This is a genomic window from Streptomyces sp. Mut1 (assembly GCF_030719295.1).
In the GTDB taxonomy this organism is placed as follows: Bacteria; Actinomycetota; Actinomycetes; order Streptomycetales; family Streptomycetaceae; genus Streptomyces; species Streptomyces castrisilvae.
On the sequence record NZ_CP120997.1, the window covers coordinates 2,733,528 to 2,748,528 of the forward strand.

Annotated in this window: 14 protein-coding genes; 6 read left to right on the plus strand and 8 right to left on the minus strand. The window is 71.5% G+C overall.

Going from position 1 to position 15,001, the window contains the following annotated elements; translation table 11 throughout:
* Nucleotides 1-86 precede the first annotated feature (86 nt).
* On the minus strand, nucleotides 87-722 hold the full coding sequence (locus tag P8A18_RS11645) for a DUF2017 domain-containing protein (RefSeq protein ID WP_306053937.1): 636 nt from the start codon (nucleotides 720-722) through the stop codon (nucleotides 87-89).
* Nucleotides 723-775: 53 nt separating this feature from the next.
* Nucleotides 776-1,081, minus strand: coding sequence for an ATP-dependent Clp protease adapter ClpS (gene clpS, locus P8A18_RS11650; protein WP_018555894.1), 306 nt, complete (start codon nucleotides 1,079-1,081; stop codon nucleotides 776-778).
* Nucleotides 1,082-1,192: 111 nt separating this feature from the next.
* Here clpS and P8A18_RS11655 point away from each other — a divergent pair, with 111 nt between their 5' ends.
* Both P8A18_RS11655 and P8A18_RS11660 read left to right on the plus strand, forming a co-directional pair.
* Nucleotides 1,193-2,521 carry a nicotinate phosphoribosyltransferase gene (locus tag P8A18_RS11655; protein WP_306053941.1) on the plus strand — a complete coding sequence of 443 codons (1,329 nt, stop codon included), beginning with the start codon at nucleotides 1,193-1,195 and terminating at the stop codon, nucleotides 2,519-2,521.
* A 261-nt stretch (nucleotides 2,522-2,782) separates the two neighbouring features.
* The gene (locus P8A18_RS11660; protein ID WP_306053944.1) at nucleotides 2,783-3,367 is read left to right on the plus strand and encodes an isochorismatase family protein; all 585 of its coding nucleotides are present in this window, start codon (nucleotides 2,783-2,785) and stop codon (nucleotides 3,365-3,367) included.
* Nucleotides 3,368-3,441: 74 nt separating this feature from the next.
* Here P8A18_RS11660 and P8A18_RS11665 read toward each other — a convergent pair whose 3' ends face one another.
* Complete coding sequence (locus P8A18_RS11665) at nucleotides 3,442-3,774, minus strand: hypothetical protein (protein ID WP_199783877.1); 333 nt, start codon at nucleotides 3,772-3,774, stop codon at nucleotides 3,442-3,444.
* A 125-nt stretch (nucleotides 3,775-3,899) separates the two neighbouring features.
* A complete protein-coding gene (locus P8A18_RS11670; RefSeq protein ID WP_306053946.1) occupies nucleotides 3,900-6,296 on the minus strand; it encodes an immune inhibitor A domain-containing protein in 2,397 nt (798 codons plus the stop codon).
* A gap of 370 nt (nucleotides 6,297-6,666) precedes the next feature.
* On the opposite strand from P8A18_RS11670, the gene P8A18_RS11675 reads away from it, so the two are divergent.
* Nucleotides 6,667-6,945: a hypothetical protein gene (locus P8A18_RS11675; protein ID WP_306053948.1), complete on the plus strand. Its 279-nt coding sequence runs from the start codon at nucleotides 6,667-6,669 to the stop codon at nucleotides 6,943-6,945.
* A 6-nt stretch (nucleotides 6,946-6,951) separates the two neighbouring features.
* On the opposite strand, the gene P8A18_RS11680 is transcribed toward P8A18_RS11675, so the two are convergent.
* Both P8A18_RS11680 and P8A18_RS11685 read right to left on the minus strand, forming a co-directional pair.
* A complete protein-coding gene (locus P8A18_RS11680) occupies nucleotides 6,952-7,614 on the minus strand; it encodes an RDD family protein (RefSeq protein ID WP_306053950.1) in 663 nt (220 codons plus the stop codon).
* A 64-nt stretch (nucleotides 7,615-7,678) separates the two neighbouring features.
* Nucleotides 7,679-9,256, minus strand: coding sequence for an RDD family protein (locus P8A18_RS11685; RefSeq protein WP_306053952.1), 1,578 nt, complete (start codon nucleotides 9,254-9,256; stop codon nucleotides 7,679-7,681).
* A gap of 244 nt (nucleotides 9,257-9,500) precedes the next feature.
* Between P8A18_RS11685 and P8A18_RS11690 the strand changes: the two genes are divergently transcribed.
* Nucleotides 9,501-9,977, plus strand: a complete 477-nt coding sequence (locus P8A18_RS11690) for an SsgA family sporulation/cell division regulator (protein ID WP_306053954.1) — start codon at nucleotides 9,501-9,503, stop codon at nucleotides 9,975-9,977.
* Between the two features lie 20 nt (nucleotides 9,978-9,997).
* Here P8A18_RS11690 and P8A18_RS11695 read toward each other — a convergent pair whose 3' ends face one another.
* A complete protein-coding gene (locus P8A18_RS11695; protein WP_306053956.1) occupies nucleotides 9,998-11,365 on the minus strand; it encodes an FAD-binding oxidoreductase in 1,368 nt (455 codons plus the stop codon).
* 97 nt (nucleotides 11,366-11,462) lie between these two features.
* Between P8A18_RS11695 and P8A18_RS11700 the strand changes: the two genes are divergently transcribed.
* Nucleotides 11,463-13,172, plus strand: a complete 1,710-nt coding sequence (locus P8A18_RS11700) for a tetratricopeptide repeat protein (protein ID WP_306053958.1) — start codon at nucleotides 11,463-11,465, stop codon at nucleotides 13,170-13,172.
* 66 nt (nucleotides 13,173-13,238) lie between these two features.
* Here P8A18_RS11700 and hppD read toward each other — a convergent pair whose 3' ends face one another.
* Nucleotides 13,239-14,384 carry a 4-hydroxyphenylpyruvate dioxygenase gene (hppD, locus tag P8A18_RS11705; protein WP_306053960.1) on the minus strand — a complete coding sequence of 382 codons (1,146 nt, stop codon included), beginning with the start codon at nucleotides 14,382-14,384 and terminating at the stop codon, nucleotides 13,239-13,241.
* Between the two features lie 135 nt (nucleotides 14,385-14,519).
* Between hppD and P8A18_RS11710 the strand changes: the two genes are divergently transcribed.
* A complete protein-coding gene (locus tag P8A18_RS11710; protein ID WP_018555906.1) occupies nucleotides 14,520-14,993 on the plus strand; it encodes an Lrp/AsnC family transcriptional regulator in 474 nt (157 codons plus the stop codon).
* Nucleotides 14,994-15,001 lie beyond the last annotated feature (8 nt).

Consider the following 15,001-nt stretch of genomic DNA (forward strand, 5'->3'; position numbering starts at 1 on the left):
TTTTGTGGCGGACACCACAAGTAAAGGCGGGCGGGGCGGTTCGGGCGCCGCGGGAAAGGCCGTTCAGGTGACGCGGGCGCGCCCGGTCACCGCATCAGGGTCTCGACCAGGGTTTCCTGGAGGGCGCCGAGCCAGAGGTAGGCCATGACCATGGGCTTGCGGGGGTCGCTGTCGGGGAGCCGGTACAGCGAGCCCTCGTCGCCCTCGTCCTCGTCGGAGACTTCCAGGCGGGTGCCGATGGTGAGGCGGAGGTCGTTGAGGGAGCCGAGCCAGTTGCGGCACTCGTCGGCGGTGAGGGTGAGCACGGCGGCGCCGCCCTCCTGTCGCCCGCCGCCGCCCTTGCCCGAGTCGCCGGGCGAGGTCCCTTCCGACTGCGGGGTGAGCGCGTCCAGTGTGCGGACGACGACGAGGGCGTCCTCGCGCTTGCGGGTGCGCAGGTCGTTCTCGGTGAACCGGCGGAACTCGGAGGAGGCGGCGCGCAGTTCGTCGTCCTCGTCGCCGTACGCCTCGGGGAAGAGGCGGGCCAGGGCCGGGTCGGCGGGCGGCTCGCTGGGGCCCTCGGTGAACAGCGCGGCGAGCGGGTCCTCGCCCTCGGCGGGCTCGTCGCCGGGGCCGATGAGTTCCAGCAGCTGGACGGCGAGGGAGCGCAGGATCGCGATCTCCACCTCGTCGAGCGCGACGGCCGCGCCGCCGCCGGGGGTGGCCTCGAAGTGGCCGGCCATGGGTTGTCTCCGATGGTGGTCGGGCGGGACGGACGGGGGCGGTGCGGAGCGGGTCAGTTGCGGTCCTGGGTGAGCGTGGCCCACAGTCCGTAGCCGTGCATGGCCTGGACGTCGCGTTCCATCTCCTCGCGGCTGCCGCTGGAGACGACGGCGCGGCCCTTCTGGTGGACGTCGAGCATGAGCTTGTGCGCCTTGTCCTTGGAGTAGCCGAAGTAGGCCTGGAAGACATAGGTCACGTAGCTCATGAGGTTGACCGGGTCGTTGTGGACCAGCGTCACCCAGGGGACGTCGGGCTCGGGGACGACGAGGTTCTCCTCGGCCGATTCGGGACGTTCGATCTCTACGGGGGCGACACTCACCTACCCCATGCTGCCACTCACAGTGGCCCATCGCACAAACGGCCCCCGCGCCGCGCCCGGCCCCGGACCCCCATCTCGTCACTTTGACGAAATAGGGGTAGCATCCCTGGCATGAACTCTGCGGACCTTGGGCGACGGGTCGGTGTGCCGTCGACAGCTCTCTTCACCGACCAGTACGAGCTCACGATGGTGCAGGCCGCGCTGAAGGCCGGCACCGCCGACCGGCGCTCGGTCTTCGAGGCATTCACCCGCCGGCTGCCCGAGGGGCGGCGCTACGGCGTCGTCGCGGGCACCGGGCGGGTCCTGGACGCGGTGGAGAACTTCCACTTCGAGGACGAGATGCTCGGCTTCCTGCGCGACCAGGACGTCGTCGACGGGCCGACCCTGGACTACCTGGCCGACTACCGCTTCAGCGGCGACATCTGGGGCTACCCGGAGGGCGAGGTGTACTTCCCGGGCTCGCCGGTCCTGCGGGTCGAGGGCTCCTTCGCCGAGTGCGTGCTGCTGGAGACGGTGATCCTCTCGATCCTCAACCACGACTCGGCCATCGCCGCCGCGGCCTCCCGGATGTCGGCGGCCGCGGGCGGGCGCGGGCTGATCGAGATGGGCGCGCGGCGCACCCACGAGCTGTCGGCGGTGGCCTCGTCCCGGGCGGCGTACATCGGCGGCTTCGACACCACGTCCGACCTGGCCGCCGGCTTCCGCTACAACATCCCGACGGTCGGGACGAGCGCCCACGCCTTCACCCTGCTGCACGACTCCGAGCGCGACGCGTTCCGCGCCCAGGTCGACTCGCTGGGGCGCGGCACGACGCTGCTGGTGGACACGTACGACGTGACGGAGGCGGTCCGTACCGCGGTCGAGATCGCCGGGCCGGAGCTGGGGGCGGTACGGATCGACTCCGGCGACCTGCTGCTGGTGGCCCACCGGGTGCGCCAGCAGCTGGACGAGCTGGGTGCCACGGAGACGAGGATCGTGGTCACCTCGGACCTGGACGAGTACGCCATCGCCTCGCTGGCGGCGGCGCCGGTGGACGCGTACGGGGTGGGCACCCAGCTGGTGACCGGCAGCGGGCAGCCGACCTGCTCGATGGTCTACAAGCTGGTCGCCCGCGCGGCCTCGGCCGATCCGGCGGACGAGCTGCGGCCGGTGGCGAAGAAGTCGATGGGCTCGAAGTCCTCGAAGGGCGGCCGCAAGTGGGCGGCGCGCCGGCGGGACGAGGAGGGCGTGGCCGAGGCCGAGGTGATCGGCACCGGACCGGTCCCCGACGAGCTGGCCGGGCAGCAGCTGCTGGTGGAGCTGGTCAAGGGCGGCGAGGTGGTCGCGCGTGAGCCGCTGGACGAGGCGCGGGAGCGGCACATCGCGGCGCGGGCGGGGCTGCCGATGTCGGCGATGCAGTTGTCCCGGGGGGAGCCGGTGCTGCCCACGGAGTACGTGTGAGGGCGGGGCGGTGGGCCGGGTGCGTGGTGCCGGGGGCCGGTGCGTGGTGCCGGGTGCGTCCGGATGACCGCTCTGTCCTCAATCGCCGGACGGGCTTGAAATGCGCGCGGCCCGGCTTGATTTTGTGCGGCCCGGACCGGTTTGGTGCGGGCGGGCCCGAATTTTCCCGGGGCGCTTGATTGCGGCGCCCGAATCCCTAGGCTCAAGCCACCCCCGTCACCTCGTGACCACCGCTCGCTCCCCCACCGAAGGACACCCAGCATGCACCGCGCCTTGATCGTCGTGGACGTTCAGAACGACTTCTGTGAGGGCGGGAGCCTCGCCGTGGCGGGGGGTGCCGATGTCGCCGCCGCCATCACGGACCTGATCGGCGGAAGCCGGCCCGGCTACCGGTACGTGGTGGCCACCCGGGACCACCACATCGACCCCGGTGACCACTTCTCGTCGGAGCCGGACTTCGAGCACTCCTGGCCGCCGCACTGCGTCGCCGGTACGGAGGGCGTGGGCTTCCACCCCAATTTCGCTCCGGCGGTCGCCTCGGGGGTGATCGACACGGTCTTCGACAAGGGCGCGCACGCGGCGGCGTACAGCGGTTTCGAGGGGCTGGACGAGAACGGCACGGGGCTCGCCGCCTGGCTGCGGGAGCGGGAGGTCCGCGAGGTCGACGTGGTCGGCATCGCGACCGACCACTGTGTGCGGGCCACCGCACTGGACGCCGTCCGTGAGGGCTTCGCCACGCAGGTGCTGCTCGGCCTGACCGCGGGTGTCGCCGAGGCCACGACGGACCGGGCGCTGGACGAGATGCGCGACGCGGGCGTGGTGCTGACCGGCGAGCCGGTGGTCTGAGCGGCCCCGGGGCCCTCGGCCCCGTCCGGGCCCCGGAGGGCGACAGCCCCGTCCGGGGGCCCGGGAAGGCTCCCTCAGCCCTGTCCGGCCGCCACGGCGGGCCGCAGGAGGGCGCGGATGGGGTGCCAGAGCTCCTGGGCCCGCTCCGGTCTCGCGCGCCACAGGAGGCCGTCCGGGTGGTGCAGGACGGCGGTGATCTCGTCCGGCGTGGGCGGCTCGGCGTTGCCGCGCAGGTAGACGGCGCGCAGGCCCAGGTTGCGGAGCCTGGTCAGGGCCCGCGCCCGGTTGCCCGCGTGCACCAGGACGCGGACGGGGGTGCCCCCCGCCGCGCACTCCGCCGGTCTCGGCAGGGTGATCGCGACGACCACACTGCCGTTCGGCAACTTGCTGAATCCTCCGCCTGCCATACTTCCGCGCTCCCCCGTGAGACGTCGTGTCAATAAGAAAGTGAACAAGAGGCACCTAAACACGATCGGCCGCCGCCCGCTAGGGGGCGACGGCCGATCATGCTGTGACCTGCGGTGATGCCGGATTACTTGGTCGAGGACCCCACCTGGACGGTCATCGTGGAGCCGTTGAGCGGCTCGCTGATGATCGTGATCTTGGTGTTGGTGTCAGGAACCTTCACGCTTCCGGTCGGGTTCTCCTTGTACCAGTAGGTGCCCTTGCGGTCGTCGAAGGCCGGCACGCCGAGCTGCGGCTTGATCTTCGTGGCCACGTCGGCGTTGTGCAGCGTGAAGCCGTCCGTCGGGTACCAGCTGAACGGCGCGTCGAAGGGCTGGATCTTGTTGCGGATGATCGTGCCGTTCGACCACGTCAGCGGCTTCGCGTGCGCGTCGACCGGCAGGATCAGACCCTGGCCCGGGTGCTGCGAGACGTTGTTGTTCTTCTGCGAGGTGTCCCACAGCCAGATGAGCAGACCGTTCTGGTACGGGAAGTGCTCGACCCAGTCCGGACGGGTCGTGGAGAAACCGAAGTTGTACGGGCCGACCTTGAGGGTCTCGTCGTAGCTGACGTACTGACGGTTCTCCGCGATGTAGTACTGCGGGTAGTCCTTGGTGAACGACTTGCCGACCCGCGAGAAGCCGTCGCTGGTCCAGCCGTTGTCGTCGCCCTCGGCGTCGTCGCTGAAGAGCGTGGCACCGTCGGCGGTGACCGAGATGGTGTCGGCCGCGAAGCCCACGCCGCCCGCGCCGCCGTCGGTGGCGTAGCGGAAGCGGATGTCGATCTTCTTGCCCGCGTAGGCGTTCAGCGGGTACGAGAGCTTCTGGTACTTGCCGGAGACGTCGGTCAGGGCCGGCTTGTCACTGGCGTCGCGCGGGATGGCCTTGCCGTCGGCGGTGCCGTCGATCGCGGTCCAGCTGCTGCCGCCGTTCGTGGACACCTCGGTGTAGAGGTAGTCGTAGTCGGCCTCGATGTCCCACCAGCCCTGGAGGTCCAGGGACGCCTCGGTCTTGCCGGTCAGGTCGACCGGGCGGGACAGCGTGTTGCTGAGGTTGTCGCCCATGTCGCTCCACCACTGCTTGGCGCCCTCCGCGGGCGTCGTGACCGGGGTGGTGACGGGCTTGGCGGGCAGCGTGACGACGAGCGCCTGCTTGTCCTTGGTGTTGTACTCGGAGACGCCCAGCTTGTGGGTCGACTTCGTCGCGGCCTTCGCCTCGGCGTAGTCGAGCCAGCCCAGCTGGAGCTTGTCCCAGGCGGTCATGTCACCGGGCATGTCCCCGATGCTGTCCTTGCCGGTGCCGAGCCAGGAGCCCGCCGACATCAGGGACCAGAAACCGACCGAGTTCTCGGCGGTGTTGGTGGTGTCGTAGAGGTCCGGGAGACCGAGGTCGTGGCCGTACTCGTGGGCGAAGACGCCCAGGCCGCCGTTCTCGGGCTGCGCGGTGTAGTCGCCGACCCAGATGCCGGTGTCGCCGATCTCGGTGCCGCCGGCCTTGTTCTCGGCCGGGCCCGTGGCGCCGACGTTGGTGCCGTACGCGTACCAGCGGTGCGCCCAGATGGCGTCGGTGCCCTCGAAGCCGCCGCCGGCGGACTCGTCCTCACCCGCGTGCACGATCTGGAAGTGATCGATGTAGCCGTCGGGCTCGTTGAAGTCGCCGTCGTTGTCGTAGTCGTACCGGTCCCACTGGTCGTACTGGGCGAGGTCCGCCTTGATCTGCTCGGCGGTACGGCCCTTGGCCTTCTGGTCGGCGGCCCAGGCGTTCACGCCGTCCTTGATCATGTCCCAGGCGTTGGAGCAGTTGGTCGAACCGCAGAAGTTCGAGCCGTAACGCGCCTCGTTGTACGGGACCTTGACCCAGTCGGAGACCTCGCCGTCGACCGAGTAGCGGCCGGAGGAGGTCTTCTCGTAGTACGTCTTGAGGGAGTTCTTGCCCGCGCCCTCGCCGAAGTACAGGTCCTGGAAGTGGGCCTGGTTGTAATCGGCCTGCCAGGCGGTGCTGTTGTCCTTCTTGGGGTCCGGCTCGGCTATCTTGTTGTGCGCCGGTCCGGGCGTGCCGCCGTACTTCTTGACGGGGGGCTTGGGGCCCTCGCCGTCCGGGTCGTACATGGTCGTGTCGTCGACCTGGTCGCCGAACTCCACCAGAATGGTGAAGATCTTGTCGGTCTTCTCACGGCCGAGTTCGACGTACTTGTTGTCGTCGAGCTTGACGACGTTGGAGCCGCCGCGCGGCGACACCTTCTTGTCGCCGGATATGACCTGTTCCAGAGCGGCCTGACGCTGGGCGTCCTGCTGCTTGCTGAACGGGCCCTCCAGGTTATGTGCGTTGCCCTCGGCCGACCCCGGATCCCGGCGTTCGATGGAGGCGGGGGCGCCTGACGCCTGGTCATCGGCCTGAGCGGTGGCAAAGGCGGATGCGGTGGCGGCGGTCGCGGCCATGGCCACGACAACCGCTCCGGTGCGAAGCGCCCGTCTCTTAATGATCACGTGATGCAGTCCTCCCCGGCGCCCGCGGCGTCGGCCCGGGAGTGTGGAGAGGCCGCGCGCGGAAACGCGTCACAAGTGACGCCATTCGACCGGAGTTACGGGAGAAAAGACAGACCTTGACTTGAACAGAGCAAGTGCACTATGCAGGAGCACCATTCCGGTATCCGGACGAAGCGTTCGCGAACCACCGGCGCGTCAGACCCCGGTACGGGCGCGCGAGATGACTCCGTGCGCCCCCCATGCACCGGCACTGTGGGTTAGGTTACGCTTACTAGCCGTTCCTCGCGGGCATCCACCGTCGTAGAGTCGCTTGACAGTACGACCGTGTCGAGAGATCGCCCATCCGACGTCCCGAGGACTGGAAAACGCCATGCCGCGTCCCACTGCCGCGCAGCTCTTCTACGGTTCGGTCACCGTCGTCTTCTCGACCCTGGCCATGTTGCTGCTGTTCCGGACCAGTTCGGGCCTCGGTATCGCCGCCGTCGGCACGGTCGCGCTCGCCCTCGGGCTGCTGGTGTCCGTCACCGTACCCGCGCCGGCCCGACGGCACACGGCGCGTCCGGCGAGGACGGACGCCCCCGTCTCCCTGCGGAGCGGGATTCCCGCCGCGCGTACCGCCACGCAGCGCGAGCACTCACTGCGCCACTGAGCCCGTTCAGTTGACGGTCACCACCACGGTCTTGGCCGCCTTGTCCTGGAGCCCCTGGCGGTAGGGCTTGTCGGTGAACATCAGCACGATGTTGATCAGCCACCACAGGCACGGGCAGCACAGCAGCGCCGGCAGCCACAGCACCACGGCCCGCAGGAAGGCGGCCCCGGTGTCCGGCACCCGGCCGTCGTTGAGCATCGCGACCCGCAGTTTCAGCAGCCGCTTGCCGAGGGTGCGGCCGTCCTTGTGCGTGAAGTACGTGTCGTACGCGACGTAGACCACCAGGCCGATCAGCGACCAGATCAGCTGATGCCCGCTGTAGGTCTGGGCGAAGATGTCGCCCACGTTGTCGTCGTTCCCGTTGCCGCTGGACCCCCCGACCGCGCCGCCCCAGGGCAGCGAGATCAGGTACAGCGGGATCGAGATGATCAGGAAGTCGATCAGCCGGGCCAGGATGCGCTTGCCGGGTTCCGCGAGCGGCGGCATCCCCGCCAGCGGGTCCGCCCCGCCGTACGGCCCGCCGCCCCCGTAGGGACCCGGATCGTACGGCGGCGGAGGCGGCGCGCTGTCGTAGGGCGAGCCCGAGGGCGGCGGCTGGTCCCCCGGCGGCCTCTTCCGGAACGGGTCGTCATCGGGCGGCGGACCGGACGGCGGCTGATCGTTGCTCATGGGGGTCAGTGCATCGCGCCGCCCGGGGCCCCGCAACGGCTCAGGTGCGTTCGGGGGACGGGGTTCAGCCCGCCACGAAGGTGCGCGCCGCCTTGTCGTGCCAGCACTGCCGCCACGGCCGGTCGACCAGGCACCACAGCACATCGACCACCCCGACCACGAGGACGCCCAGCACCCCGTACACCAGCCAGCGGCGCAGCGCGGCGCCGAAGCCGGGCGCCTCGTGCGACTCGATGTCCCGTACGTCGAGCCCGCACAGCTTCTTGCCGAGCGTCCGGCCCCACTTGGCGGTGGGCAGCGCCTCCAGGAGGACGCCCAGCACCAGGAACACGCCCAGCACCGCGCCCGCCAGTGCGGCCGTGGTGGAGTCCAGCAGCCAGACGGTGACCGTCTCGCCGGACAGTTCGGCCGCGTCGATCTTGTCGTTGATGTGGTCCACGGCCCGGCCGGCGAGCGGCACCGCGGCCGCAGCGGTGAGCGCCCCGACGACGACGGTGTCGATGAGCCGGGCGGCCAGCCGCTTGCCGAGCGGGGCGGGGCGCCCGGCGGTCCGGGCGGCCGCGAGCTGCTGGAAGTGGTCGTCGACCGGGGGCTTCCACGGCACGACCGGCTCGTCGGACCGGCCCTGCTGCGGGAAGGCGGGCTGCGCGGGAGTGGCGGGTGCCGCCGGTGCCTGATGCCCCCAGGCCCCGGAGCCCGCTCCGGCTCCGGCTCCGGCTCCCGGGCCGGCCTGCCGGGAGGGTCCGGGGGCGGGACGGGCGGCCTGCCGCGGGGGCGTGGGCGTCGGTGCGGGCATCGGTGCGGGCGGGCTTTGCCGAGCGGCGGCGGGGCCGGTGCCCGCACCGATCGCGCGGATGGTCACCGTGCCATCGGTGGGGGGCTGCCGGTCACCGCCCGTGCGGCGCAGGGCCCGGATCGCGACGGTGTTCTCGGCGGGCGGCCGCGGGGCCTCCCCGCTCGTGGCGCCGGGGCGGCCGACGCGGATGGCGACCGTGTTCTCGGGCGCCGGGGCCCCGTCCTCCCGCATGCCCGGCACCCCGCCACCGGCCGCCCCGGGCGCGGCGGGAGCGGCGGGGCGGCGCGGGTCCACGGGGGTGCGGCCGGCCGGCTCGCCGCCCGCCGGGGCCCGGCGGGCCACCTCGGCGGAGGCGGGACTGCGGCGGGCCACCTCGGCGGAGGGAGCGGAAGGAGCGGAGGAGGAAGGGGAAGGGGTGGCGGGCTGGGCTTCCGCCGGGGCGGGGTACGCGGCGGGCGCGCCCGCCCCCGTGGTGGTACCGGCGCCCGTGTCCCCGTCCGTTTCCCCTCCCGCGCCGCCCCAGGAGACCCGGCGGTCGCGGTCGCCGCCGAAGCCGGCCTGGCGGGAGGCGTCGGCCTGCCAGGCGGTGGCGGGTTCGGGGCGGGTGGCCCCGTACGGCTCCTCCAGGAAGACCGGACCGGTCTCGTCCACCGGAGCGGGGGTCGGGGCGGGCGTGGGAGCGGGTGCGGCGGCGGGCGGTGCCTCGCCCTGTTCCGGGGCCGGGCGGCTCGTGCCGGGCACCCAGGAGGCGCCGTTCCAGTAGCGGACGTATCCGGGGATGGACGGGTCGGGGTAGTACCCCTCGCGGGGGGCTTCGTCACCGGGTGCCGGGGTTGGGGCGCTCATCACCGTGGTCCCGTATCTCTTCGAGGCGTCAGACCGGCCGGCCGTCGGGGGATGGGGTCGGTCTCAATACAAGGGTCCACATCTATCAGACCACCGCGTATCCCCGGGCCGGTCCGGCTGTTTGGACCACTTTCCGGTCACCCAGAACTTTTTTCGCGAAGTCGCGTAATGGATGGCGGGGAGGGCGCTCTCTGTCTGTGCGGGCCGGTCGTGGGACCGGCCGCGGGCAACGAAAGGACGCCTCATGCACACCGTCGTGGAACACGAGCTGGAGCTCAAGCTGGTCCTGTCCCCCGAGCGCTCCATCCCGGTGCCGGCCCGGCTGACGTACCGCACACAGGACCCGTACGCCGTGCACATCACCTTCCACATCGGCTCCGACTCGCCGGTGTACTGGACGTTCGCCCGCGATCTGCTGGTGGAAGGGGTGTTCCGGCCGTGCGGGCAGGGGGACGTGCGGATCTGGCCCACCAAGATCGACGGGAGCAGCGTCATCTGTGTGGCGCTGACGTCTCCGGACGGCAACGCCCTGCTCGAAGTGCCGGCCGTCGCGGTGGCGGTGTGGGTGGAGCGGACGCTGCGGGTGGTGCCGCCCGGTACGGAGAGCGGGCGGCTCGGCATCGACGAGGGGCTGGCGGATCTGCTGGCGCCGCTGCCGGCCGACGACCTGTGGATGAGCGACCCGTGGCCCTCGGACGAGTCGCAGGACGGGGAGAGTTGAGCGGCGTGGCCGGGGGCCGGTCAGAACACCTTGCCCGGGTTGAGCAGCCCCAGCGGGTCGAAGGCCTGCTTGATGCCCCGGTGCAGTTCCACGCTCACGTCGCCGAGTTCGCGGGCGAGCCATTCCTTCTTCAGTACGCCGACGCCGTGTTCGCCGGTGATCGTGCCGCCGAGTCCGAGGCCGAGCGCCATGATCGCGTCGAAGGACTCCCTGGCCCGCCGGGACTCGTCGGCGTCGGCCGGGTCGAAGCAGACGACGGGGTGGGTGTTGCCGTCGCCCGCGTGGGCGCAGACGCCGATGGTGAGGCCGTATTTCTCGGCGATCTCCGCCGTGCCCTCCAGCATGGCGCCGAGCCGCGAGCGGGGTACGCACACGTCGTCGATCATCGTCGCCGGTTTGACGGTCTCCAGCGCGGTCAGCGACATGCGCCGGGCCTGGAGCAGCATCTCGGACTCGGCGGTGTCCTCGGCGGGGACGACCGCGGTGGCGCCCGCGGCCGTGCACAGTTCGCCGACGGCGGCGAGGTCGGCGGAGGGGTCGGGGGTGTCGAAGGCGGCGAGCAGCAGCGCCTCGGTGGTCTCGGGGAGGCCCATGTGCGCCATCCGGTTGACGGCCTGGACGGTTGTACGGTCCATCAGTTCGAGGAGTGACGGGGTGTGTCCGCTTTCCATGATCCGGCAGACGGCGTCGCAGGCGGCGGCCGCGCCGGGGAACTCGGCGGCCAGGACGAGCTGCCGGGGCGGCTGCGGTTTGAGTGCGAGCACGGCCTTCACGACGATGCCGAGGCTGCCCTCGGAGCCGACGAAGAGCCGGGTCAGGTCGTATCCGGCGACGCCCTTGGCGGTGCGGTGGCCGGTGGTGAGCAGGCGTCCGTCGGCGAGGACGACATCGAGGCCGAGTACGTATTCGGCGGTGACTCCGTACTTCACGCAGCACAGGCCGCCGGACGCGGTGCCGATGTTGCCGCCGATGGTGCACATCTCCCAGCTGGAGGGGTCCGGCGGGTAGAAGAGGCCGTGTTCCCCGACCGCGCGGGACAGCGCGGCGTTGATGACGCCGGGCTCGACGACGGCGATGCGGTCGGCGGGGCTGATCTCCAGGATGCGGTCCATCTTGACCAGGGAGAGCACGACGCAGCCGTCGGTGGCGTTGGCCGCGCCCGACAGCCCGGTGCGGGCGCCCTGCGGGACGACCGGGACGCGCAGCGCGGTGGCGGTGCGCATGACGTGCTGGACCTGCTCGACGGTGCGTGGGAGTGCGACGACCGCGGGGGCGCCGGCCTCGCAGAAGCTCGCCATGTCGTGGGAGTAGGAGGCGGTGATGTCCGGATCGGTGATCAGGGCATCGGCGGGGAGACCCGCCCGCAGGAGTTCCAGGAGATCGTCCATGATCCAAGCGTGGCACCCGGGCCCATTGGTGTGAACCCGTCTGCGGTGACGTTCCCAAGACGCGGTGTGATCTTCGTACTGACGCACAGTGATCGGCATGGACGTCACGCCTCAGCAGCCTCCGAAGGCCCCCGGGCCGGACCTCGCCCCCGATTACGCCCCTGACGCCGACTGGCCCCCGCCCGGCCAGCCCCCGCCGGGGCTGCCGCCGGACCCGGTGTCCCTGGCCGAGCCGCCGCCCGCCACGATGCGGACGACGCTGCGCAGGGCCGCGTTCGGGATGGTGGCGGGCGCGGTGCTGGTGACGGGGGCGGTGGTCGCGGTGCCCGACGACGACAAGGACGCGGCGCCGCCCGTGCCGGGGCCCGTCTCCCGTGCGATGACCGCGACGGCCGCCGGCTCCCCCGCCTCGCTCTCCGATCTGACCGCGCTCATCGGGGACCGGCAGAAGTGGGTGGGCACGCATCCCTCGGACGCGGGGTCGTGGGCGGTACTCGGGTCGGCGTACGTGGAGTGGGGGCGGCGGGCCGCCGACCCGGCGTACTACACCCGGGCCGAACAGGCGCTGAAGCGGTCGCTGGACGTGCGGCCCGGCGAGAGCGGCAACACGGCGGCCTGGGTGGGCCTCGCCTCGCTGGCCAACGCCCGGCACGACTTCGTGACGGCGAAGAAGTGGGGCGAGACGGTACGGGCGCGGCAGCCGAAGGAGTGGTCGGTCTACCCGGAGCTGATCGACGCGTACAACGGCCTCGGCGACCGGAAGTCGGCGATCACGGCGGTGGAGAAGTTCACCGCGCTGCGGGCCGGGGTGCCGGCGCTGGGCCGGGCGGCCGAGATGTACCGGGACCGGGGCTGGCGCGAGGACGCGCTGGCCACCGCCCAGGACGCGGCGAACCGGGCGACGGCACCCGCCGAGAAGACCGCCTGCCTGGCCCGGCTCGGCGAACTGGCCTGGGAGCGGGGCGAGCCGAAGGAGGCCGTGGCGCAGTACGGGGCCGCGCTGCGGATCGACAAGGGCCACCACGCCTCGCTGGCCGGCCGGGCGCGTGCGCTGGCGGCCCTCGGGCGCACCGACGAGGCGCTGCGCGACTACCAGGCGGCGCTGGCGAAGTCGCCGCGCCCGGCGTATCTGCTGGAGCTGGGTGAGCTGTACGAGTCGCTGGGGCTGGACGGCGACTCGGTCGGCCAGTACGAGAAGCTCCGCGCGGCGCTGGACGCGGGCAAGGCGCGGGGCGTGGACGAGTCGTTGCTGCTCGGCCGGTTCGAGGCGGCGCACGGGGACGCGGACGCGGCGGTGGAGGTGCTGCGGGCCGAGTGGGACCGGGGGCACCGCAGCGCGGCGGTGGCGGACGCGCTGGGCTGGGCGCTGCACCGGTCGGGTGACTCGGACGGGGCGCTGGAGTACGCGGAGCGGGCGGTCGACTCGGGCGGCCAGAACGCCTCGTACGCGTACCACCTGGGCATGGTCCAGCGCGCGTTGAACGATTACGGGCCGGCCCGCCGCCATCTGGAGGAGGCCCTGCGGACGAACCCGAAGTTCTCCCCGCTGGACGCGCCCCTGGCGCAGGAGGCCCTGGACGCGATGGGGCAGCCTCCGGCGGGCGGGCCGCGGGACATGCGGCCGGACCCGGCACCGGAGCCGCCGCAGGCGCCCGAGCCGGAGCCGGCCGCTCCGGCGGGGCCCGGCCCGGACGCGGGTCAGGCACCCGGTGGCGCGCCGGCCCCGGCGGCGGGACCGCCGGCCGGGCAGCAGGCGCGGCCCTCCGCGCCCGCTCAGCCGTCCGCGGGGCCCTCGGCGGCCGGCTGACCGCGGGACGGGCAACGGTGAGGGGCGGGCCGCCGACGGCCCGCCCCTCTGCTCGCAGCGCAGCCGTCAGAGGTTGCCGCGCTTCTCCTGCTCGCGCTCGATCGCCTCGAACAGGGCCTTGAAGTTGCCCTTGCCGAAGCCCATCGAGCCGTGCCGCTCGATCATCTCGAAGAAGACGGTCGGCCGGTCCTGGACCGGCTTGGTGAAGATCTGGAGCAGGTAGCCGTCCTCGTCGCGGTCGACCAGGATCTTCAGCTCGCGCAGGGTCTCCACCGGCACCCGGGTCTCGCCCGCCCACTCGCCGAGCGTGTCGTAGTACGAGTCGGGGGTGTCGAGGAACTGCACACCGGCGGCGCGCATCGCCTTCACCGAGGCGACGATGTCGTTCGTGGCGAGCGCCATGTGCTGGACACCGGCGGCGCCGTAGAACTCCAGGTACTCGTCGATCTGCGACTTCTTCTTGGCGACGGCCGGCTCGTTGATCGGGAACTTGACCTTGAGCGTGCCGTCGGCGACGACCTTGGACATGAGCGCGGAGTACTCGGTGGCGATGTCGTCGCCCACGAACTCCTTCATGTTGGTGAAGCCCATGACCTTGTTGTAGAAGCCGACCCACTCGTTCATCCGGCCGAGTTCCACGTTGCCGACGCAGTGGTCGATGGCCTGGAAGAAGCGCTTGGCGGGCGGCTCGACGATCGGGGCGGCCGCGACGAAGCCGGGCAGGTAGGGGCCCTCGTAGCCGCCGCGCTCGACCAGGGTGTGGCGGGTCTTGCCGTACGTGGCGATGGCGGCCAGCACGACGGTGCCGTGCTCGTCCTTCACCTCGTGGGGCTCGTCCAGGCCGGTCGCGCCGTGCTCGACGGCGTAGGCGTACGCGGCGCGGGCGTCGGGGACCTCGATGGCGAGGTCGACCACGCCGTCGCCGTGGGCGGCCACGTGGTCGGCGAGGAAGCGGCCGTGGTCCGTGGACGGCTTGATGACGGAGGTGAACACGAAGCGGGCCGAGCCGCTGCTCAGGACGTAACTGGCGGTCTCGCGGCTGCCGTTCTCCGGTCCGGAGTAGGCGACCAGCTTCATGCCGAAGGCCGTCGAGTAGTAGTGGGCGGCCTGCTTGGCGTTGCCGACGGCGAAGACAACGGCATCCATGCCCTTGACCGGGAAGGGATCGGCCTGCCGGGATGTCTCGGGGGTGCTGTGCATCGTCTCTGTCATGTCCGAAGGTTCCCGCCACTCCGCAAGGTGCGCAACAGTTCGCGCATTCACTGGTCAATCTGCATAGCGGATGCCCATGATGGGCGGGCTATCTGTACATGGTGCTCATCACAGTGAACCCCTCGGAGGCGGACCGTGGCCATCGATCATCTGGACGGGCGGCTCATCGTGCTGCTGGCACGTGAACCCAGGATCGGGGTCCTGGAGGCGTCGCGCAGGCTGGGCGTGGCGCGCGGGACGGTGCAGGCGCGTCTCGACCGCCTTCAGTCGAATGGCGTCATCCGGGGATTCGGCCCCGATGTCGACCCGGCGGCGCTCGGCTATCCCGTCACCGCGTTCGCGACGCTGGAGATCAAACAGGGCCAAGGCGCCGACGTACGCGCGCACTTGGGCTCCGTACCGGAAGTGCTGGAGCTGCACACCACCACCGGGCAGGGCGACATGCTCTGCCGGCTCGTCGCGCGGTCCAACGCCGATCTCCAGCGGGTGATCGACCGGGTTGTCGGATTTGATGGCATTGTCCGGGCCTCCACGGCCATCGTCATGGAGAACCCGGTGCCACTGCGCGTCATCCCGCTCGTCGAACAGGCGGCGCAGGACACCGACTGAGCCGAGGA